Source organism: Kitasatospora sp. NPDC127067 (genome assembly GCF_042724755.1).
GTDB lineage: Bacteria > Actinomycetota > Actinomycetes > Streptomycetales > Streptomycetaceae > Kitasatospora > Kitasatospora lactacystinica.
Genome location: NZ_JBHXEM010000095.1, coordinates 1 through 17,946 on the forward strand (window position 1 = coordinate 1; position 17,946 = coordinate 17,946).

A 17,946-nucleotide genomic window follows, 5' to 3' on the forward strand; every position below is an offset into this window, starting at 1 on the left:
GCGCGCCGCCGTCCGGGCCGGCGCGGGCCTGCTGGCCTGCGGGCTCGCCGTCCTCGCCCTGACCGGCGGGCCGGAGCCGGGCGGGCCGGGCGCCGCCCGGCGCGCGGTGCCCCCGCTGCCCGGTGCGATCCCGGCCGGCTCGGACGTCCCGGTGGCCTACCGGGGAATGATCGAGACCGCGGCGCGGCGCTGCCCCGAGCCGGAGGTCACCCCGGTGCTGCTGGCCGCCATGCTGAAGGCCGAGAGCGGCTTCGACCCGAACGCGGCCCGCCCGGAGACCGGCGAGTACGGCATCGCGATGTGGACGCCCTCGGTCTTCGAGGCCTGGGGCAAGGCCGCCACCCACCCCGGAGCCAAGTCGTACTGGGACCCGGGCGACGCGATCGCCGCGATGGGCAACTACGTCTGCTGGCTCGACCAGCAGATAAAGCACCGCGGGCTCACCCGCGGCCTGCCCGCCCTGGTCGCGGCGGCCTACCGCACCAGTGACAAGAGCGTGGTGGCCGCCGGGGGCGTGCCGGAACGGGTTCGACCACATGTCGACAAAGTGCTTCAGTACCTTGGTGGCTACGGAGGGTGACGCCGCGAAATGGGATGAGTTATGCCACATCCCTACGAATCCCGGCGCGGGCACCCGGGTGACGGGCCTCCGGTCTGGGATCCTCGGCGGCATGATCACGAAGCTCCGCGCGGCCGTCGCGCAATGGACCGTCGTCGTTCCGGTGGTGTCGTTCCTCGTCCTCGCCCTGACCTGGCACAAGGAACTGCCCGGCTGGGTGGTGGCCGTGGTCGCCTGCTTCCTGGTGGGTGCCGTGCTGTCCGCCGTGCACCACGCCGAGGTCATCGCGCACTGGTCGGGGGAGCCGTTCGGGTCGCTGGTCCTCGCGGTGGCGGTCACCGTGATCGAGGTCGCGCTCATCGTGACGCTGATGGCCGACGGCGGGGACAAGTCCTCCACGCTGGCCCGGGACACCGTCTTCGCCGCCGTGATGATCACCTGCAACGGCATCCTCGGACTGTCCATCCTGGTCGCCGCCGTCAAGTACCGGACCGCCGTGTTCAACGCCGAGGGCACCGGCGCCGCGGTCGCCTGCATCGCCACCCTCGCGACCCTCAGCCTCGTGCTGCCGACCTTCACCACCAGCTCGCCCGGCCCGCAGTTCTCCACCACCCAGCTCACCTTCGCGGCCACCGCCTCGCTGGTGGTGTACGGGCTGTTCGTGGCCACCCAGACCGTCCGGCACCGGGACTACTTCCTGCCCGTCACCCCCGAGGGCCGGGTGCTGGACGAGGAGGAGCACGCCTCCCCGCCGACCGTCCGGGCCGCCGGGGTCAGCCTGCTGCTGCTCGCCGTCGCCCTGGTGGCGGTGGTGGGCCTGGCCAAGGGCGTGTCGCCGACCATCGAGAAGGCGGTGGACGACGCCGGGCTCCCGCACGCGGTCGTCGGCGTGGTGATCGCCCTGATGGTGCTGCTGCCGGAGACCATCGCGGCGCTGCGCGCGGCCGTCCGCAACCGGGTGCAGACCAGCCTCAACCTCGCCCTCGGCTCGGCGCTCGCCAGCATCGGCCTGACCATCCCGGCGGTCGCGATCGCCTCCAGCTGGCTCTCCGGTCCCCTCGTCCTCGGCCTCGACCCGGCGCACATGGTGCTGCTGACCCTGACGATCATGCTGCTCACCCTCACGGTCATCCCGCGCCGGGCGACCCCGCTCCAGGGCGCGGTGCACCTGGCGGTGCTGGCGGGGTACGTGGTGCTGGCGTTGAACCCGTGAGGGCCCGCCGTCCGTAGTCCGGAGTGGAAGCCCCTGGCCCGTTCCCCCGTGCGGACCAGGGGCTTCCGGCGTTCCCGGGGCCGGACCGCGTGGGCCCGGTGTGGCCAGCGTGGCTGACGGGGCCGACGGGGCCGACGGGGCCGTGGGTGAACCCGGGGAGCGGCGGCGGCCGTGGTACCGGGTGAGGGTCCCTGGGCCGCCCCCGTGGCCGGGGCCCCTCGTCGAATCCGGTGCGACCGCCGGTGGACCCCCTGGTCAGGGGGTGCGCACCGTGGAACGACAAGGAGCCCCCGGTCCCGCAGCTGCTCGCGGGCCGGGGGCTCAGTGGCGCCCCGGCCCGGCCGCGGCGCCCCGCAGGTACTCGATCACCCGCTTGTCATGGTGCCGGGTGTCGCCGAGCGGCCCGAGCTGTCGACTCCGTTCCCCGGTCCGGTGGGTGAGCCCGGACGGCCGCGGTGGCCGGTATTGACCGGTTCGCGGCGGCGGCCTGCGTGTCGGGGCGGCGGGCGGGTGCCGGGGTTCTCTATCGTCCCGTCCGGAACCGCCCAGTCCGAGGAATCCGTCGCGAGTACAGCCGATCCGACCCGTGGGAGAGTGCGATGCCCGGCCCAGAGCAGACCGTCCGACCCGAGCGGACCGTCCGGCCCGAGGAGACCGACAGGGACGAGGAGGCCGTCCGGGCCGCGGAGAGCGCCGACGTCATCGTGGTCGGCGCCGGACCGGCGGGCTCCACCGCCGCCGCCCACCTCGCCCGGACCGGGCTGGACGTCCTGCTGCTGGAGAAGTCCGCCTTCCCGCGCGAGAAGGTCTGCGGCGACGGCCTCACCCCGCGCGCCGTCAAGCAGCTGACCGACCTCGGCATCGACGTCTCCGAGGGCGCCGGCTGGCTGCACAACCGGGGCCTGCGGCTGATCTCCGGGCGCCGCTCGCTGGAGTTCGACTGGCCCGAGCTCTCCGCCTACCCCGGGTACGGACTGGTCCGGCGCCGTGCCGACTTCGACGAACTGCTCGCCCGCAAGGCCGCCTCGGCCGGTGCCCGGCTGGTCGAACGCGTCAATGTGACGGGCCCGCTGCTGGACGAGCGGACCGGCCGGATCACCGGCGTCACCGCCAGGTCGGGGGAGGAGCGCCGGCCGGTCGCCTACCGGGCCCCGGTCGTGGTCGCCGCCGACGGCAACTCCACCCGGCTGTCGGTGGCGATGAAGCGCTACCGCCGTACCGACCGCGCGATGGGCGTCGCGTACCGGACGTACTTCACCACCCCGCGCCACGACGACCGCTACCTGGAGGCCTGGCTCGACCTGCGCGACCCCGACGACCCGGCCCGGGGCCTGCTGCCCGGCTACGCCTGGGTGTTCGGCATGGGCGACGGCACCGCCAACGTCGGCCTCGGGGTCCTCGACACCACCGGGACCGAGGTGGACTGGCGGGAACTGCTGCGCCGCTGGTGCGACGGCCTGCCCCCGGAGTACGGCTACACCCCCGACGGGGTCACCGAGCCGATCCGCGGTGCCGCCCTGCCGATGGGCCTCAACCGCCGGCCCCACTACGCCGACGGCCTGCTGCTGGTCGGCGACGCGGGCGGCACGGTCAGCCCGGGCACCGGCGAGGGCATCGCCTACGCGATGGAGTCCGGCCGGTTCGCCGCCGAGACCATCGTCCAGGCGCTCGCCCGCCGCACCGACCGCGGCCGCGAACTCGCCCTGCGCGCCTACCCGCAGGCGCTGCGCTCCGCGTACGCCGGCTACTTCGCGCTCGGCCGTCTGGCCGCCGACCTGCTGGGCCGCCCGAAGCTGCTCGGCGCGGCCGGGGCCGCCGGGCTGGGCCACCCGGCGCTGCTGAAGGTGGCGTTCCGGCTGATGGTCAACCTGACCGAGCCGAACTCCAAGGACGCCCTCGACCGGCTGCTCCACCTGATCGGGCGGGTCGCCCCGGGGAGGTGACCCGGGCAGGTGGCCCGGGCAGGTGGCCCGGTGGCGCCGGACCGTTCATCCTCCTGGACGGGCGGCCCCGCTGTCCCGGGTTCGGTGGAATCCGCGCAGTCGAACGAGCAGTCGTACGGATCATATTGACGAATGATCAGAAGATCCGATTGCCTGGTGTCGAACCAGCCACGGAGGGTGAGCACAACGCCCCTCCGTGGCTCCCTTTTCGACCGCTGACCCGTTCGACGGAGACACCGTGCGCCTTCGCCTTCGCCTGCTCGTCGCGCCGCTCGCCGCGGCCGCCGCCCTCACCGCCGTGAGCACCCCCGCCGCCCTCGCGGCCCCGGCGGCCACCCCCTCCGACCAGTGCTCCGTCGCCTTCCACCACGACGACGCCCGCCTCGGCCCCGCCGACCTCCCGACCACCGGCCCGGTCGGCCGCCAGCTCGCCGGCTACCAGCGCACCGGCGGCGCGAGCGACCAGACCTTCCTGGCCCAGTACTACGACCCGGCCGGCAACGGCGGCAAGGGCGGCTGGATCTACCCGCCGGCCGACGGCTACGTCACCCTGCCCGACGGCAGCCCGATCGAGTTCGACCTCACGCTGTACCCGAACCAGAACATCGACCGCTACGGCAGCGAGTACGGCGCCTACCTCGCCCCCGAGGGCCTGCCCTACGCCAACCGCGCGCTCCCGCCGCAGAGCCTGGACAGCAACCCGCCGGCCGCCTGCAACTACCACGACTACAAGGTGGTCAAGGCCTTCACGGTGCACGCCGGCCCGATCGCGCCGTGGTTCAACCAGCCCGGCTGGGGCCTCCAGTACCAGCTCGACGGCGCCCTGCTGCCCGGCGGCCCGGCCAGGCCGAACGTGCTCTGGCTGGTCGAGAACGGCTACCTGGCCCGGATCTGACCCCGCCGCGGGCCCGGGCCCCGGGAAATTCGCTGGCGGGCCCGGGGCCGCCGGGGATAGGAAGACGGGATGACCATCAGCGATCCCGCCACAGACCGGCGGGTCTTCCGCCCCGCCGTCCTCGACCTCGGCGACGCCCTGCTGCGCCCGTTCGGGCACGGCCTCGACGTGCCCGGCGGCATCGTGCCCGCCCTGGTCGCCGCCGCGGCCGACCCGGCCGTCGCCCGCTGGACCCCGCTCAGCGGCTCCGGCCCGGTCGACGCCGAGGCCTACCTCGACCGCTGCGAGGCCCGCTGGGCCGACGGCACCGCGGCCCCCTTCGCCGTCGTCGACGCCGCCGACGGCCGCCTGTGCGGCAACGCCTACCTGGTGTGGACCAACCGGGACGACGGCGTGGTCATGGTCGGCTACTGGCTGCTCGCCGCCGCCCGCGGCCGGGGCCTGGCCACCCGGGCCGCCACCGCCGCCACCCGCTGGGCGGTGGAGCAGGCCGACGCCCGCCGCATCGAGCTCTACCACGCCGTCGGCAACGAGGACTCCTGCCGGGTCGCGGCGCGGGCCGGCTTCCCGTACGAGGGCACCCTGCGCGCCTCCTACACCTACGGCGGGGGCGTCTACACGGACGAGCACCTGCACGCCCGGCTGGCCTCCGACCCGTTCACGGACTGAGCGCCCCGCCCGCGGGCCCCGGCCGACCGACCGGGCTCAGCCCCGGACGGTGCCGCCGTGGAGCCCGAACGCGGGGGCGGCGGACTCGGTGAAGCGCTCCTCCTGCATGGCGGTCAGCCCGCGGACCACCAGGACGGCGAGGACGGCGGCCACCACCAGCAGCAGGTCGGAGGCGATCAGCCAGCCGACGGCCTGCTGGTAGCCGTCCGCGTACTGCGCCGAGGCCGAGTCGAGGTACTGGGAGCCGACCCGGCCGGTCGCGTTGGAGATCCAGAAGGTGGCCCACCAGAGGTTGAGCAGCGTCTGCGGGAGCTGCGGGCGCACGCCCGAGGCGTCCGGCCGGGCGCCGGCCTGCCAGATGTCGCCCGCGATCTGGCGGGGGAACCAGAGCGCGACCACGGGGGTGAACCAGGCGCCGATCGCCCAGCCGCGCTTGAACCGGTGCCCGCGCGGGTCGAAGACCTCGGCGTTCACCCGGACCCGGTGGAACCAGATGACGAACGCGACCGCGGACGCGGCCAGGGCCACCAGCTGGAGGTAGCCGACGTTGTCGTAGAGCTGCGCCGTGTCCATCAGCGCGGAGCCGTCGGACTCGGCGCCGGTGGCGAGATCGCCGGCCTCCCCGTACAGGCGCAGGCCCACGCCGAGCGGGGCGAGGGTCGTGGCGGCGCTCACGGCGAGCAGAACGGTGGCGGCGGTGGCGCCGGCTCTCGGCGAGCGGTACACGGCGGGCGAAGGCATCGGGGATCGGGCTCCTGGACTGGACCAATGTGATGGAGCGACACCCTAGGGCCAAACGATCACCCCTGACCAGCCACTTTTCCGGGCCGTCGAGAGGTTTCCCGGAGGCCCGGGCGCAGGCTGCGCGCGCGGCGCGGGAGCGACCTAACCTGGAAGGGAGCATTCGGCGCGTCGCCCGCGAACGGAAGCGGTGGTCATGACGGTGGTCTCGGCGGCTCTCTTCGGTACCGACTGGTGGCAGCCCACCCTGCCCGGCGGTGCCGAGTTGCTGCGCGAGTGCGCCGCCCGGGGGTGGACGGTGGTGCTGACCGGCCCCGGTCCCGCCGGGGCTCCGGCGCTCACCGTGGCCGATCCCGGGGGCGATCCGGTGAGAGCCGCGCTGGACCTGGTGGACGGCAGGCCCTGGCACGCCGTGGCCGTCGCCGGGAGCGTGCGCGAGGTGCGGGCCGTGCGGCGGGCCGGGGTGCCGTGCGTCGCCCTGACGGCCGGCCGGGACACCGGCCCGGAGCTGCGGGCGGCGGGCGCGGCCGAGGTCCACCGCGACGCCGCCGCCCTGTTGGGGGTCCTGGACGACAGCCTGCTCGCCCGCCCCCGGGCCTTCGGGCCCGTCGGCGCCGGAACAGGCGGTGCCCGCAACGGTTAGTGCCGGCCCGTACCGGGCAACCGCCGGGTGCGAGCACGTCACCGGAAGTGTCGGAGGTGACCGAGATGGACGGTCCCGCTTTGAGCGGATGGGAGCGGCGGCTCCTCGAGGAGATCGAGTCCGATCTGCGCCAGGACACACGGCTCGACCGGAAGCTGAGCACGATGGGCGCCAAAGCGCCGAGCCGGGTCCGGCGCGTGCTCCGCGGGGTCGGACGCAGGGTCACGGCGGGGGTGACGCTGACCGCCCTGGTGATGACGGCGATCTGTTTCGGCGTGGGCGCCCGGACACCGGCCACCGCCGTGCTGGTCGCGCTCGGGGTGGTCTGGGCGGCGACGGTGGGGGCCGCGGTCGCCGCCTCCGAACTGCTGCGCCGTCGGCGCGAGGCCCGCAGCGGTGTCGCACCGGCGGACGCGACGGAGTTCCGGGAACGCCGCGATCGGCGGCCCTGGGACCGGCCGGAGGCGTGACGCCATGACCACCGATCTGTGGGAGTACCGCCCGGGCTCCCATCCCGCCGCCGACCTCGCGCTGGTCGGGTACGAGGTGCACGCCACCGACGGCCCGGTCGGCCGGGTCGAACAGGACGCCGGTGACCACCTGCTGGTCGACGCCGAGCCCTGGGTGCCGGGCGCCCGGGTGCTCGTCCCGGCCGGACTGGTCGCCCGGCTCGACCACCTCGACCGCGCCGTCCACCTCGACTGCCCGCGCGCCCGGCTCAGCACCGCTCCGCCCGTGGCCGTCGACCTGACCGCCCCGCACCCGGGCTGAGGGACCGCGCCATGGGCTGGCCGTCCACCACGCTCACCGGCCGGACGATCGCGTTCCTGGTCGCGCCGTACGGGGCCGAGCAGGTCGAACTGACCGACCCGTGGCAGGCGGTCGCCGAGTCCGGCGGCACCCCGCGGCTGCTGTCCACCGCCGAGGGGCGGGTCCGGACCGTCCGGCACCACGCCGAGGGCGACACCTTCGCCGTCGACGCCCTGGTCGCCGAGGCCGACCCGGCCGACTACGACGGGCTGGTCCTCCCCGGCGGCGTCGCCAACCCCGACCGGCTGCGCCTGGACCGCCCGGCGGTCGCCTTCGTGCACGCCTTCGGCGCCGCCGGCCGACCGGTCGCGGCGATCTGCCACGCGGCCTGGACGCTCATCGAGGCCGACGCCGTACGCGGCCGCACCCTCACCTCCTGGCCCAGCCTGCGCACCGACCTGGTCAACGCCGGCGCGCACTGGGTGGACGAGCCGGTGCACGTCTGCCACGACGGCCCCGGCCCGCTCGTCACCAGCCGCAGGCCCGCCGACCTGCCGCTGTTCGACGACGCCTTCGTCACGGAGTTCGCCCACGCGTCGGCGAAGCGCGGGAAGTGAGCGCGGGCCGACGTCAGTCGCCCCGGAGGCGGACGAAGGTCGCGGTGGGCGGGCGGCCGGTGAGGGTGAACTCGGCGCGCAGGGGCGAGGTCAGCGGGTGGACCGGGCCGTGCTCGGGGTCGGTGCCGGGCGGGCCGAGCAGCGGGCGGACGACCTCGGCGACCTCGCCGGACTGGACCGGGGTGAGCCGCGGGGAGGTCAGGAGCACCCGGCCGTCGTCGAGCCGCAGGACCAGCGCGTGCGGGTGGTCGGACGGGCCGGTGACGGCGCCGACGGTGGCGTCCAGGGTGTCGCCGCGGCGGAACTTGACCCAGACCCGGCCCGCGCCGCGCGGCCGGTACGCGGCGGCGGCGGCCTTGCAGACCAGGCCCTCCACCCCGGTGTCGGCGAGCCGCTCCATCCACTCCAGCGCCTCCGCCCGGTCCGTGGTGGCCATGACCGGCCGGATCGGCGGCGGGACGTCGGCGAGGGCGGCGAGCAGCAGCCGACGGCGGTCGGTGAGCGGCAGTCCGCGGACGTCGCGGCCGGGCAGCGCCAGCAGGTCGAAGGCGATCAGTCCGAGCGCCACCTCGGGGGCGGCGGCGCGGGCCCGGCGGGTGCGCAGCAGCTCTCCGAAGGCGAACCGGCCGCCGCGCCAGGCGACCAGCTCGGCGTCCAGTACCAGCCCCTCCGGCAGCCGGGCGACGGCGGCGGCGACCGGCGGGAACTCGGCGGCGAGGTCGCGGCCGCCGCGCGACTGGAGGTACGCGGGCCGCCCGCCCCGGGCGAAGGCGACGCAGCGGAAGCCGTCCAGCTTCAGCTCGTACTGCACGCCCCCGCCGCCCAGGCCGTCGGCGGGCGGGACGGCGGTCACGGCGGCCGGGCGCATCACCTCGACGGGCGGGTGCAGCACCTGGCGCGCCGGCGGCCGCGCTCCGGACACCGAGGGCGCACCGGGCAGCGGCCGGGCCCGCTCCGGGTCCAGCAGCGGGGCGAGCAGGTCGCCGTGCGCGGCCAGCCGGTCGGGCACCTCGGCGAGCGTGAAGACCAGGTCCCGCTCCTCGGTGGCCCGTTCCAGTTCCGCCCAGGCCAGCGGGGTGGAGACGGTCGGCAGTGGCCGGGCCCGCAGGGTGTACGGCGCGGCGGTGGTCTTCTTGGCGTTGTTCTGCGACCAGTCGACCAGCACCCGGCCCCGGCGCCGGGCCTTGGCCATGGTGTGCACCACCAGCTCCGGGTGCTCGGCCTCCAGGGCGGCCGCCAGCGCCTTCGCGTAACCGGAGACCCGGGCGCTCGGCGTGGGCTCGATCGGGACCAGCAGGTGCAGGCCCTTGGAGCCGGAGGTCTTCACCCAGGCCGCCAGACCGTCCGCCGCGAGCCGCTCCCGCAGCAGCAGGGCGACCGTGCGGCAGGTGAGCACGTCGGCGCCCTCGCCGGGGTCGAGGTCCAGCACCAGCCGGTCGGCGAGGGCGGGCGCGGCCGCGTGCCACTGCGGGACGTGCAGTTCCAGGCAGCCCAGGTTGGCGACCGCCAGCAGCGCCGCGCCGTCCTCCAGCACCACCTGCCGCAGCTCGCCGGTGTTGCTCGGCACGTCGACCGTGCGCACCCAGTCCGGGGTGCCGGGCGGCGGGTTCTTGGCGACGAACACCTCCGCCTCGACGCCGTCCGGGCAGCGCAGGAAGGAGACCGGGCGGTCGCGCAGGTGCGGGAGCAGGGCGGTGTGCACGGCGGCGTAGTAGCGCAGCACCTCGCCCTTGGGCGTGCCGGTGCGCGGGTAGTACACCTTGTCGAGGTGGGAGAGGGCGAGGGTGCGCCCGTCCACCGTCATCTGCGGCACGCTCCGCCTCCGATGCCTCCGATGCCTCCGCCGTCTCCGAAGCTCAGGTGCCTCCGCTGTTTCCGGCGCCTCCGGTGGGGTGCCCCCGCAGCCAGTCTGCCCCGGTTCGGCGGCGGCCGCCCCGAGGGCTCCCGGGGTCCGTCTTCAGACTCCCGTCGTCCGCCCGGCGGGCGGCCGGGGCGCGCCCGGGTAGGTGCCGAAGTACCAGCGGTTGCCCTCCGGGTCGGTGGCGGCGAAGTCCCGCGAGCCGTAGTCGGTTTCGTACAGTCCGGTGGTGATCCGGGCCCCGGCGGCCACCGCGCGGGCGTGCACGGCGTCCGGGTCGGCGGTGACCACGTACGCGGTGAAGCCGCCCGGCCGGCCCGGCCAGGGCTCGGCGCCCTCGGGCGTCCCGCGCTCGGAGCCGAGCATCACGCCGCCGCCCTCGGGCCAGGCGAGTTCGGCGTGCGCGACGACGTCGCCCTCGCCGTAGGTGACGACCTCCTGGAAGCCGAAGGCCTCGACCAGGAAGCGGATCAGGGCCCGGGCGTCGGTGGCGCGCAGGCTGGGCCAGACCTGCGGGGCGGGGGTCTCGGTGGCGTCCATGGCTCACTCCTCGGGAAGCGTGGGTCGTCGTGCCGGTCGTTCCGCCTCCCACTCTGCGGCCGCACCCGGCGCCCCGCCTTGGACGTTTCGGAACTTCGCCTGCTCCGGCCCCTCCGCCGCCAGCCAGGCGCTCGGCGCGGCCCCGGCCAGCGCCCGGAACTCGCGGGCCAGGTGCGCCTGGTCGAAGTACCCGCAGCGCACGGCCAGTTCCGCGAGCCGGGGAGGCGGATCGGCGGCGGCGAGCAGGCGCCGGGCGCGGTCGAAGCGCATCACCCGGGCGGCCGCTTTCGGGGTCAGCCCGGTCTCCCGGCGGAACCGCTCCTGGAGGTGCCGGGCGCTCCAGCCGGTCTCCCGGGCCAGCTCCGCCACCGGCAGCGCGCCGTGGCTGCGCCGCAGTGCCTGCCAGGCCCGGCCGACCTCGGGCGGCACCGCGCCGGAGGGACGGGCGGCCCGCAGCAGCGCCCCCTCCAGCACGGCGAACCGTTGCGTCCAGTCGGGGGCGGCCAGCAGCTGCTCCCGGAGCCGCGGGGCGAACCGGCCGAGCACCTCCTCGGCGGGTACGTCGATCCCGGCCAACTCCCCGGCGGGCAGCCCGAACAGCGCCCGGGCGGCGAGCGGGTGAACGGCGATCTGCACGCCGGACTGGGCGCCCTCGTGGGTGATCAGCGCGGGGGCGGTGTGCAGTCCGCCGAGCAGGGTCGGGTAGCTGCCGGGCGGCTGTGCGGGATCGGGGTGCCCGGCGATCACCAGCGGCTCGTCGAGGGTGAGGATGAAGGTCAGGTACGGGGAGGGCAGGCCGCGGTGCACGGCGGGGGCGAGGCCGCGCTGCCGGTAGCCGGAGTACCAGGCCAGGTAGGGGCGCAGCGCCGTGGTGGGCCGGGCCCGGACGGCCTCGTCGACCGTCCGCTCGGCGTCCGTGGTCATCCTCCCAGTATCGGCGGTCGGGGCCGCCGGGCGCCGGGCCGGGGTCGCGGGCGGGGGCGGGGTTGCTTATGGTGAGGGCGCGGTCACACCCCTTCCGCTCCGACGGCGGGAGCCCGGGAGCGCCGCCGGGGGGATCCGGGGGGACCAGCGGGGGGAACCACCGACGAAGGAGTCCCCGTGACCACCACTGCCCGAGACATCATGCACACCGGCGCCCAGTGCGTCGGCGCCCACCAGACGCTGGCCGAGGCCGCGCGGATGATGCGCGACAAGAACGTGGGCGCGCTGCCGATCTGCGGCGACGACCAGAAGCTGAAGGGAATCATCACCGACCGCGACATCGTGCTGCGATGTATCGCGGAGGGCAAGGACCCGGCCACCATGACGGCCATGGAGCTCTCCGGCCACCTGCACTGCGTGCGCGCCGAGGACAGCATGGAGGCGGTGCTGCGCAAGATGGAGCAGCACCAGATCCGGCGCATCCCGGTGATCGACGGCGACCGGCTGGTCGGCATGATCAGCGAGGCCGACCTGGCGATGGGGCACCGCGACGGCCAGCGGCTGACCGATCAGCAGATCATCGAGTTCATGGACAGCGTCTACATGAAGCAGTGACCGGCTGACACCCCGCGTGCCCCGTGCCTGCCCGCCCCTGTGACCGGCCGGTCCCCCGTACCGGCCGGGCCCTTCGAGCGTGCCGGGCGGGGCACCGGTTCGTCTTGTACAAATGCGCACCGTCGGCGGCCGCGCACTTTCGGAGACCACGCGCCGTGTGCGGGCGTGCGCCTCAGCCTCCGGCGTCCAGGAGGGTGCTGGTCACCCGCCCGGTGACCCGGTCGGTGACCCGACCGGCGGGCTCGGGCAGGGCGGCGGCGGTGCGCCGGGACGCCAGGAACGCGCTCGGTGAGCGGCCGACCATGGCGCGGAAGGTCCGGTCGAGGTGCGACTGGTCGTAGTAGCCGCAGCGCGTGGCCAGGTCGGCGCCGGTGGTTCGCGCCCCGGCGGGGCGGCGCCCGAAGGGGTGGTCCCCGGCGGTCCGCTCCTCGTGGGCGGTCAGGACGTTCAGGGTGCGCTGGAGCCGGAGGATGCCGGCCGCCTGCTTGGGGGCCAGCCCGAGGTGCTCGCGGAAGCGCAGCTCCAGCCTGCGGCGGCTCCAGCCGGTGCCCTCGACCAGGGCGCCGATCGGCACCAGCCCGTGGGTGTGCCGCAGCTGCCGCCAGACCCAGTGCACGGACGGGTCCCAGTCCGGCCCGTACGCGAACAGCGCACCGAAGTAGCCGTCCAGCATGGCGAACCGGGCCGGCCAGCTCGGGGCGTGGGCGAGCCGGTCGGTCAGCGCCCGCAGCCGCGGGCCCAGCACGTCCCCGGCCTCGGCCCAGTGCCCGCCGAGCTCGCCGGCCAGCGGACCGAACGCCCGGAAGGCGCCCTGCGGAGTGAGCGAGACGGCCAAACCGTGCAGCACGCCCGCGTGTTCGGCGATCGTCGCGGTGCGGCGCAGCCCGGCCGCGACCGAGCCGAAGGCGGTGGCGGGCGCGGGGGAGACGGCGTCGGTGAGGCTCATCGTGCCGTCGAAGGCGAGGGCCACGGTGACCACGTCCGTCGGCACCTCCAGCCGTCGGAGCGGCTGGCGCAGGGCCAGCCGGTAGCCGCGGTAGCCGAGGACGTACGGACGCAACGGCGCTGCGGGGGTGCCGAGGACCGTCCCGGGCGCGGTGGTGGGGAGGGTGCTCCGGGTCATCGCAACTCCCGTGCTCGGCCTGGCGGGTGGCAGGTACCCGAACCATCGTAGGCGCCGCCGGGCGGCCTTTGGAGGGCGCGGACGGCGATCGGTCGGCTTCGGGCGGCCCGGGCCGCCCGAGAGGCCGTCTCAGGGGCCGGAACCTCCTTTCCCACCAGTCGGGATGCGGGCACACTTGCGCCCATGGGAAAGCAGTACGAACGCATCGACGGCCGGCTGCGCGGTTTCATCGAGCGCCAGCCGGTCTACTTCGTCGCCACCGCCCCGCTGGCCGCCGACGGGCACGTCAACCTCTCGCCCAAGGGTCGCGCCGGGACGCTCGTGGTGATCGACGAACTCACCCTCGCCTATCTGGACTTCGGCGGCTCACAGGCCGAGACCGTCGCCCACCTGCGGGAGAACGGCCGGATCACCCTGATGTGGTGCGCCTTCGAGGGCCCGCCGACCGTGGTGCGGGTGCACGGGCGCGGCGAGCCGGTCTTCCGGGACGACCCGCGGTTCGCCGGACTGCTGCGCCACTTCGACCCGGCCGCGGACGGCTCCGGTCTGCGGGCGATCGTGCTGGTCGAGGCCGAGCGGGTCAGCGACTCCTGCGGTTACGCGGTGCCGTTCATGGACTACCGCGCCGACCGCGACCTGCACGCCCAGTACTTCGACCGCAAGGACGAGGAGGAGTTCGGCGCCTACTGCGAGCGCAAGCCGCTGGTCGGCACCAGCATCGACGGCCTGCCGGCCGTCCCGCTGCCGCTCCCGCCCCGGCCGTCCTGACCGGCACGGCTGCCCTGACCGGCCCGACCGTCCCGACCACCCCGGCCGCCCCGATCCCGCGGGCCCCGGGCGCGACGAGGCCGCCGCACCCCGGGGTGGGGTGCGGCGGCCTCGTGGCGTGCGGTCCTACTTGGTCAGACCGGCCTTGGCGGAGCAGACCGGCCAGGCGCCCGGACCCTGGGCGGCGAGCACCTTCTCGCCGACGGAGATCTGCTGCGCCTTGGTGGCCTGGTGGGCCTGCGGGGCGTAGGCGGTGCCACCGAAGGCGGCCCAGGTGCTGGAGGTGAACTGCAGGCCGCCGTAGAAGCCGTTGCCGGAGTTGACGGCCCAGTTGCCGGTCGCCTCACAGGCGGCGACCTTGTCCCAGACCGTGGCCGGCGCGGCGGAGGCGCTGGTGGCCGCGACGAGGCCGGCCGCGGGCAGGGCGGTGAGCGCCCCGGCCATCAGAGCCATCCGGACGCGGTTGCGGCGCTTCGGGGTGGCGGTGGTGGCGGCAGCGGCGGTCTCGTTGCGGAAGGTCATGGAGTTCCTTTCGGAGGGTTCGCGAGCGCGCGGAACCAGACCCTCGGAAGGCCGTCGGTTTCGGGGACACGTCACTCGCGTGGTTCTGCACCGTCCTGCCCGGGGGCGGTTGGCCCGGCCGGAGCGGATCGCTCGGTGCAACGGGTTCGAAGTTACGGGGGTGGTCGTGGCGGTTTCAAGGATTCGAAGGTTTAGCCATGTCAGAGGGCTGTTACCGGGCGTAAGGATCAAGGAATTGTGGCAATTTCGCCCGATTTACCCCTATTTCCAAGATCAAATAGCCTGGGGAAGTGGCCCGCGCCACTCCGAACCCCCCACGGAACCGCTGTGAGGCCGCCCACACGGTCGACAGCGCGTGACGGTCGGCCAGCCGCCGGTGCCGGATTCGGCGCCCCGGTCACCGCCCCGGGTGGCCCGGGCCACAGCCCTCACCCGGAGGGCCCGCCGCCGTCACTCCCGGTGGCGGGCATAGCCTCATTTCCATGAGCAACGAGAGCGATGCAGCGGACACGGCGGACGCGGGAGAGGCGGCCGCCGGTACGGGTGGGGCGGCGGACGCCGGCGCGCGAGGGGCCGCCGCGGCCGGGGCGCCGACCGGCCCCCCGGGACACGAGGCCGCGGCCGCACCCGCCGGCTTCGAGCTGGGCACCGACGGCCCCGGCGTGATCCTGGCCGGCCTGGACGGCTCCGACTCCTCCTGGCGTGCCACCGCCTACGCCGCCGGACTGGCCCGCCGGCAGGGCGCCGTCCTCGCGGTGGCGTACATCCAGCCGATCCTCGGCGCCGCGACCGCCCTGGCCGGGGCCGCGGTGGAGGAGACCACCCAGGAGATCGCCGAGGAGCTGCTGGCCGCGCTGCGCGAGGCCGAGCACCGGGTGCGCGAGGTGTGGAAGGTGGAGTGGCGCTTCCTGACCATGCGCGGCGACCCGTACGGCGGCCTCGCCAAGCTCGCGGACGAACTGCGCGCCGACGCCGTGGTGGTCGGCGTCTCCGAGCAGGCGGGGCACAAGGTGATCGGTTCGGTGGCCGTCCGGCTGGTCAAGGCCGGCCGCTGGCCGGTCACCGTCGTGCCGTAGGTCGCACAGTCCCGGCCCGCGGCCGGGCAGCCGCCCGAGGAGGGCCGGGGCGGCGGCCGGTAGGGTGCGTGACCATGACGGACACGCGGGGCACGCACCCCTCCGAGCCCGCCCACTCGACCGGCAACGACCTGCACCTCGACCTCCCCGCCACCGGGGGTCGGCGCGCCGCGCTGATGGCGGCGCTGCGCGAGGCGATCCGCAGCGGCAGACTGGCCCCCGGCACCCGGCTGCCGCCCTACCGCGCCCTCGCCACCGACCTCGGCCTGGCCCGCAACACCGCCGCCGAGGCCTACGCCGAACTCGTGGCCGAGGGCTGGCTGACCGCCCGCCAGGGCTCCGGGACCACCGTGGCCGAACGCGCCGAACCCGTCCCGCGCACCCGGGCCCGCCGGCCCGTCCGCCGCCCCGGCCCCACCCACGACCTGCGGCAGGGGCAGCCCGACGCCGCCTCCTTTCCGCGCACCGCCTGGCTCGCCGCCGCCCGCCGGGCCCTCACCGGTGCCCCCAACGAGGCCTTCGGGCCCGGCGATCCCCAGGGCCGGCGCGAGCTGCGCACCGTCCTCGCCGACTACCTCGCCCGTGCGCGGGGGGTGCGCACCGACCCCGACCGGATCGTGGTCTGCTCCGGCTTCGCCCACGCGCTGCGGCTGCTCTTCGACGGCGCCGCACCCGTTCTGCCGCCCGCCGAGCACGGCCCGCTGGCCGTCGAGGCGTACGGGCTGGGCTTCCACCGCGGGCTGCTGGCCGCCGCGGGCGTTGACACCGTTCCGCTGTCGATCGACGAACTGGGCGCCCGGACCGGTGAGTTGGCCCGGTATCCGGAGGTCCGGACGGCTCTGCTCACCCCCGCCCACCAGTTCCCGACCGGTGGCCCGCTGCACCCGGGCCGCCGCGCGGCCGTGGTCGACTGGGCACGCGGGCGCGGCGGGCTGCTCCTGGAGGACGACTACGACGGGGAGTTCCGGTACGACCGCCAGCCGGTCGGCGCTCTCCAGGGGCTCGACCCCGAACGGGTGGTCTACCTCGGCAGCGCCAGCAAGAGCCTGACCCCCGCGCTGCGGCTCGGCTGGATGGTGCTGCCCGACCACCTGGTGGACCGGGTGCTCGCCGCCAAGGGCGAACGCGAGGGCTGGGCCAGCGCCCTGGACCAGCTCACCCTCGCCGATTTCATCGACTCCGGCGGCTACGACCGGCACGTGCGCCGGATGCGCCGCCGCTACCGGGACCGCCGCGACCAGCTGGTGGCCGCACTGGCCGCCCGCGCTCCGCACATCGAGGTCTCCGGCATCGCGGCCGGCCTGCACGCGGTGCTGCGGCTGGAGCCGGGCACCGAGCGCTCGGTGCTCAAGGCCGCCGCCTACCGGGGCCTGGCCGTCGAGGGGCTCGCCGACTACCGCCACCCGGCGATCGGCGAGGAGGCGATGCCCGCCGTCGACGGACTGGTGGTCGGCTACGCCACGCCGCCGGACCACGCCTACCCGGCGGCGCTCGGCGCGCTCTGCGACATCCTGCCGCCCTGCGGGTGACGGGGCGGGGAGGAGCGGCGAAGCATAGGGCCCCGGGTACGCCCGTGGGGGCGGAACGCGGGCGGCGGGTGCGCGGTGTCCGTTCGCCGCTCCTGCGTCGGTACGGACCGGGGCCGAGGACCGCAACCCGGGCGGAGGCGAGGCCTACGCTCCTTGGTCATGCGCAGAACACATCCGAGTCGCGCCGCGCTCGCCGCGTGTCCGGCCCTCGTCGTCGGTCTGCTCCTCGCCGTCGCCCCCGCCGCCCGGGCCGACACCCAGCTGCCCCTCACGGCCGTCTCCGACAAGCAGACGACCGTCCGGGGCGGCGAGTTCACGCTCTCCCTGACGCTCACCAACCCGTACGACACCCCGATCCAGTTCGTCTACCAGAGTGTCCAGGAGACCTACGCCACCAGTCTGGAGAACGGGCTCAAGTTCACCGCGACCGCCTGCGGCACCCAGACCAACGGGTGCAGTGACAACGTCCACGGCGGCATCGCCCGCTACAGCGTTCCACTCGCCCCGGGCGCCAGCAGCGCCTTCACGGTGACGTACGCCATCGCCCCGGATTCGGTCTGCGGCCCGGACACCCGGATCGACTTCTACTCCTACCTGTACTACGAGTACAACGGCGGTGAGACCAACAACTCGGGGATCATCGGCATCCCCGGTACCCGGGTCGCCTGCGCCTGACCCGGCGGGACCGTCGGCGTCGTCGGCGTCATCGGCAGCCCGTCGCGGGCGCCCGGGCCTCCCCGGTGCGGACCCCGCCCTGCGCGCCCCCCGTTCACCCGTCAGGTGCCGGCTTCCCCCGTGCCGGCACCTGACGGGCCCTTCGCGTTCCCGGAGACCTTCGCGTCCCCGGGACCGTCGCGTTGCCGGGATCGGCGCGTTGCTCGGGCGGTTCGCGCGCTCCGCGCCGACGCCGGGACGGTGCGCCGGGTTGACGTCCGGCGATGGCCTCCGGGCCGTTCGGCAG

20 protein-coding genes and 1 pseudogene are annotated in these 17,946 nt (G+C 75.4%); 14 read left to right on the forward strand and 7 right to left on the reverse strand.

The window, feature by feature from the left end:
* The 5 genes from ACFWJ4_RS29730 to ACFWJ4_RS29750 all read left to right on the forward strand — a co-directional run.
* Positions 1-580: transglycosylase SLT domain-containing protein (locus ACFWJ4_RS29730; protein WP_380549178.1), on the forward strand; the 580-nt coding region annotated here is incomplete at its 5' end.
* Between the two features lie 91 nt (positions 581-671).
* Complete coding sequence (locus tag ACFWJ4_RS29735; protein ID WP_380549181.1) at positions 672-1,772, forward strand: calcium:proton antiporter; 1,101 nt, start codon at positions 672-674, stop codon at positions 1,770-1,772.
* Positions 1,773-2,371: 599 nt separating this feature from the next.
* Positions 2,372-3,715 carry a geranylgeranyl reductase family protein gene (locus ACFWJ4_RS29740; RefSeq protein WP_380549184.1) on the forward strand — a complete coding sequence of 448 codons (1,344 nt, stop codon included), beginning with the start codon at positions 2,372-2,374 and terminating at the stop codon, positions 3,713-3,715.
* Positions 3,716-3,953: 238 nt separating this feature from the next.
* The gene (locus ACFWJ4_RS29745; RefSeq protein WP_380549187.1) at positions 3,954-4,610 is read left to right on the forward strand and encodes a TNT domain-containing protein; all 657 of its coding nucleotides are present in this window, start codon (positions 3,954-3,956) and stop codon (positions 4,608-4,610) included.
* A gap of 69 nt (positions 4,611-4,679) precedes the next feature.
* The gene (locus ACFWJ4_RS29750) at positions 4,680-5,279 is read left to right on the forward strand and encodes a GNAT family N-acetyltransferase (RefSeq protein WP_380549189.1); all 600 of its coding nucleotides are present in this window, start codon (positions 4,680-4,682) and stop codon (positions 5,277-5,279) included.
* A gap of 36 nt (positions 5,280-5,315) precedes the next feature.
* Here the strand turns inward: ACFWJ4_RS29750 and ACFWJ4_RS29755 are convergent, their stop codons facing one another.
* Entirely contained in the window at positions 5,316-6,020 is a 705-nt protein-coding gene (locus tag ACFWJ4_RS29755) for a DUF4328 domain-containing protein (RefSeq protein WP_380549192.1), read from the reverse strand.
* Positions 6,021-6,216: 196 nt separating this feature from the next.
* Between ACFWJ4_RS29755 and ACFWJ4_RS29760 the strand changes: the two genes are divergently transcribed.
* The 4 genes from ACFWJ4_RS29760 (at position 6,217) to ACFWJ4_RS29775 (ending at position 8,030) form a co-directional block, all read left to right on the forward strand.
* On the forward strand, positions 6,217-6,663 hold the full coding sequence (locus ACFWJ4_RS29760; protein ID WP_380549195.1) for an HAD family hydrolase: 447 nt from the start codon (positions 6,217-6,219) through the stop codon (positions 6,661-6,663).
* 65 nt (positions 6,664-6,728) lie between these two features.
* On the forward strand, positions 6,729-7,133 hold the full coding sequence (locus tag ACFWJ4_RS29765; protein ID WP_380549198.1) for a hypothetical protein: 405 nt from the start codon (positions 6,729-6,731) through the stop codon (positions 7,131-7,133).
* 4 nt (positions 7,134-7,137) lie between these two features.
* Positions 7,138-7,434, forward strand: a complete 297-nt coding sequence (locus tag ACFWJ4_RS29770) for a PRC-barrel domain containing protein (RefSeq protein WP_359899332.1) — start codon at positions 7,138-7,140, stop codon at positions 7,432-7,434.
* An 11-nt stretch (positions 7,435-7,445) separates the two neighbouring features.
* On the forward strand, positions 7,446-8,030 hold the full coding sequence (locus tag ACFWJ4_RS29775; protein WP_380549201.1) for a type 1 glutamine amidotransferase domain-containing protein: 585 nt from the start codon (positions 7,446-7,448) through the stop codon (positions 8,028-8,030).
* Positions 8,031-8,043: 13 nt separating this feature from the next.
* Here the strand turns inward: ACFWJ4_RS29775 and ACFWJ4_RS29780 are convergent, their stop codons facing one another.
* The 4 genes and pseudogenes from ACFWJ4_RS29780 to ACFWJ4_RS29795 form a co-directional block, all read right to left on the reverse strand.
* Positions 8,044-8,898 (reverse strand): DNA ligase, encoded by an 855-nt coding sequence (locus tag ACFWJ4_RS29780; RefSeq protein WP_380549248.1) that lies wholly within the window; start codon positions 8,896-8,898, stop codon positions 8,044-8,046.
* 66 nt (positions 8,899-8,964) lie between these two features.
* Positions 8,965-9,834: pseudogene (ligD, locus tag ACFWJ4_RS29785) on the reverse strand (non-homologous end-joining DNA ligase); the annotation flags it as partial.
* A 153-nt stretch (positions 9,835-9,987) separates the two neighbouring features.
* Entirely contained in the window at positions 9,988-10,428 is a 441-nt protein-coding gene (locus tag ACFWJ4_RS29790; protein WP_380549204.1) for a VOC family protein, read from the reverse strand.
* Between the two features lie 3 nt (positions 10,429-10,431).
* On the reverse strand, positions 10,432-11,352 hold the full coding sequence (locus ACFWJ4_RS29795; protein ID WP_380549207.1) for a helix-turn-helix domain-containing protein: 921 nt from the start codon (positions 11,350-11,352) through the stop codon (positions 10,432-10,434).
* 201 nt (positions 11,353-11,553) lie between these two features.
* On the opposite strand from ACFWJ4_RS29795, the gene ACFWJ4_RS29800 reads away from it, so the two are divergent.
* Positions 11,554-11,967 (forward strand): CBS domain-containing protein, encoded by a 414-nt coding sequence (locus ACFWJ4_RS29800; protein ID WP_380549250.1) that lies wholly within the window; start codon positions 11,554-11,556, stop codon positions 11,965-11,967.
* 172 nt (positions 11,968-12,139) lie between these two features.
* Here the strand turns inward: ACFWJ4_RS29800 and ACFWJ4_RS29805 are convergent, their stop codons facing one another.
* A complete protein-coding gene (locus tag ACFWJ4_RS29805; protein WP_380549210.1) occupies positions 12,140-13,090 on the reverse strand; it encodes an AraC family transcriptional regulator in 951 nt (316 codons plus the stop codon).
* A gap of 183 nt (positions 13,091-13,273) precedes the next feature.
* On the opposite strand from ACFWJ4_RS29805, the gene ACFWJ4_RS29810 reads away from it, so the two are divergent.
* Positions 13,274-13,858: a pyridoxamine 5'-phosphate oxidase family protein gene (locus ACFWJ4_RS29810; protein ID WP_380549213.1), complete on the forward strand. Its 585-nt coding sequence runs from the start codon at positions 13,274-13,276 to the stop codon at positions 13,856-13,858.
* A gap of 126 nt (positions 13,859-13,984) precedes the next feature.
* On the opposite strand, the gene ACFWJ4_RS29815 is transcribed toward ACFWJ4_RS29810, so the two are convergent.
* A complete protein-coding gene (locus tag ACFWJ4_RS29815) occupies positions 13,985-14,380 on the reverse strand; it encodes a transglycosylase family protein (RefSeq protein WP_380351380.1) in 396 nt (131 codons plus the stop codon).
* 482 nt (positions 14,381-14,862) lie between these two features.
* On the opposite strand from ACFWJ4_RS29815, the gene ACFWJ4_RS29820 reads away from it, so the two are divergent.
* The 3 genes from ACFWJ4_RS29820 to ACFWJ4_RS29830 all read left to right on the forward strand — a co-directional run bounded on the left by ACFWJ4_RS29820 (position 14,863) and on the right by ACFWJ4_RS29830 (position 17,660).
* The gene (locus tag ACFWJ4_RS29820) at positions 14,863-15,456 is read left to right on the forward strand and encodes a universal stress protein (RefSeq protein WP_380549216.1); all 594 of its coding nucleotides are present in this window, start codon (positions 14,863-14,865) and stop codon (positions 15,454-15,456) included.
* A 74-nt stretch (positions 15,457-15,530) separates the two neighbouring features.
* Complete coding sequence (locus ACFWJ4_RS29825; RefSeq protein WP_380549219.1) at positions 15,531-16,985, forward strand: PLP-dependent aminotransferase family protein; 1,455 nt, start codon at positions 15,531-15,533, stop codon at positions 16,983-16,985.
* Positions 16,986-17,144: 159 nt separating this feature from the next.
* Positions 17,145-17,660, forward strand: a complete 516-nt coding sequence (locus tag ACFWJ4_RS29830; protein ID WP_380549222.1) for a hypothetical protein — start codon at positions 17,145-17,147, stop codon at positions 17,658-17,660.
* Positions 17,661-17,946 lie beyond the last annotated feature (286 nt).

Bases quoted from the DNA above. Each gene is read 5' to 3' on its own strand.
- ACFWJ4_RS29815 (WP_380351380.1), bottom strand. From the start codon at position 14,380: ATGACCTTCCGCAACGAGACCGCCGCTGCCGCCACCACCGCCACCCCG.
- ACFWJ4_RS29830 (WP_380549222.1), top strand. From the start codon at position 17,145: ATGCGCAGAACACATCCGAGTCGCGCCGCGCTCGCCGCGTGTCCGGCC.
- ACFWJ4_RS29765 (WP_380549198.1), top strand. From the start codon at position 6,729: ATGGACGGTCCCGCTTTGAGCGGATGGGAGCGGCGGCTCCTCGAGGAG.
- ACFWJ4_RS29775 (WP_380549201.1), top strand. From the start codon at position 7,446: ATGGGCTGGCCGTCCACCACGCTCACCGGCCGGACGATCGCGTTCCTG.
- ACFWJ4_RS29805 (WP_380549210.1), bottom strand. From the start codon at position 13,090: ATGACCCGGAGCACCCTCCCCACCACCGCGCCCGGGACGGTCCTCGGC.
- ACFWJ4_RS29760 (WP_380549195.1), top strand. From the start codon at position 6,217: ATGACGGTGGTCTCGGCGGCTCTCTTCGGTACCGACTGGTGGCAGCCC.
- ACFWJ4_RS29755 (WP_380549192.1), bottom strand. From the start codon at position 6,020: ATGCCTTCGCCCGCCGTGTACCGCTCGCCGAGAGCCGGCGCCACCGCC.
- ACFWJ4_RS29795 (WP_380549207.1), bottom strand. From the start codon at position 11,352: ATGACCACGGACGCCGAGCGGACGGTCGACGAGGCCGTCCGGGCCCGG.
- ACFWJ4_RS29750 (WP_380549189.1), top strand. From the start codon at position 4,680: ATGACCATCAGCGATCCCGCCACAGACCGGCGGGTCTTCCGCCCCGCC.
- ACFWJ4_RS29735 (WP_380549181.1), top strand. From the start codon at position 672: ATGATCACGAAGCTCCGCGCGGCCGTCGCGCAATGGACCGTCGTCGTT.
- ACFWJ4_RS29820 (WP_380549216.1), top strand. From the start codon at position 14,863: ATGAGCAACGAGAGCGATGCAGCGGACACGGCGGACGCGGGAGAGGCG.
- ACFWJ4_RS29790 (WP_380549204.1), bottom strand. From the start codon at position 10,428: ATGGACGCCACCGAGACCCCCGCCCCGCAGGTCTGGCCCAGCCTGCGC.
- ACFWJ4_RS29770 (WP_359899332.1), top strand. From the start codon at position 7,138: ATGACCACCGATCTGTGGGAGTACCGCCCGGGCTCCCATCCCGCCGCC.
- ACFWJ4_RS29825 (WP_380549219.1), top strand. From the start codon at position 15,531: ATGACGGACACGCGGGGCACGCACCCCTCCGAGCCCGCCCACTCGACC.
- ACFWJ4_RS29740 (WP_380549184.1), top strand. From the start codon at position 2,372: ATGCCCGGCCCAGAGCAGACCGTCCGACCCGAGCGGACCGTCCGGCCC.
- ACFWJ4_RS29800 (WP_380549250.1), top strand. From the start codon at position 11,554: ATGCACACCGGCGCCCAGTGCGTCGGCGCCCACCAGACGCTGGCCGAG.
- ACFWJ4_RS29810 (WP_380549213.1), top strand. From the start codon at position 13,274: ATGGGAAAGCAGTACGAACGCATCGACGGCCGGCTGCGCGGTTTCATC.
- ACFWJ4_RS29780 (WP_380549248.1), bottom strand. From the start codon at position 8,898: ATGCGCCCGGCCGCCGTGACCGCCGTCCCGCCCGCCGACGGCCTGGGC.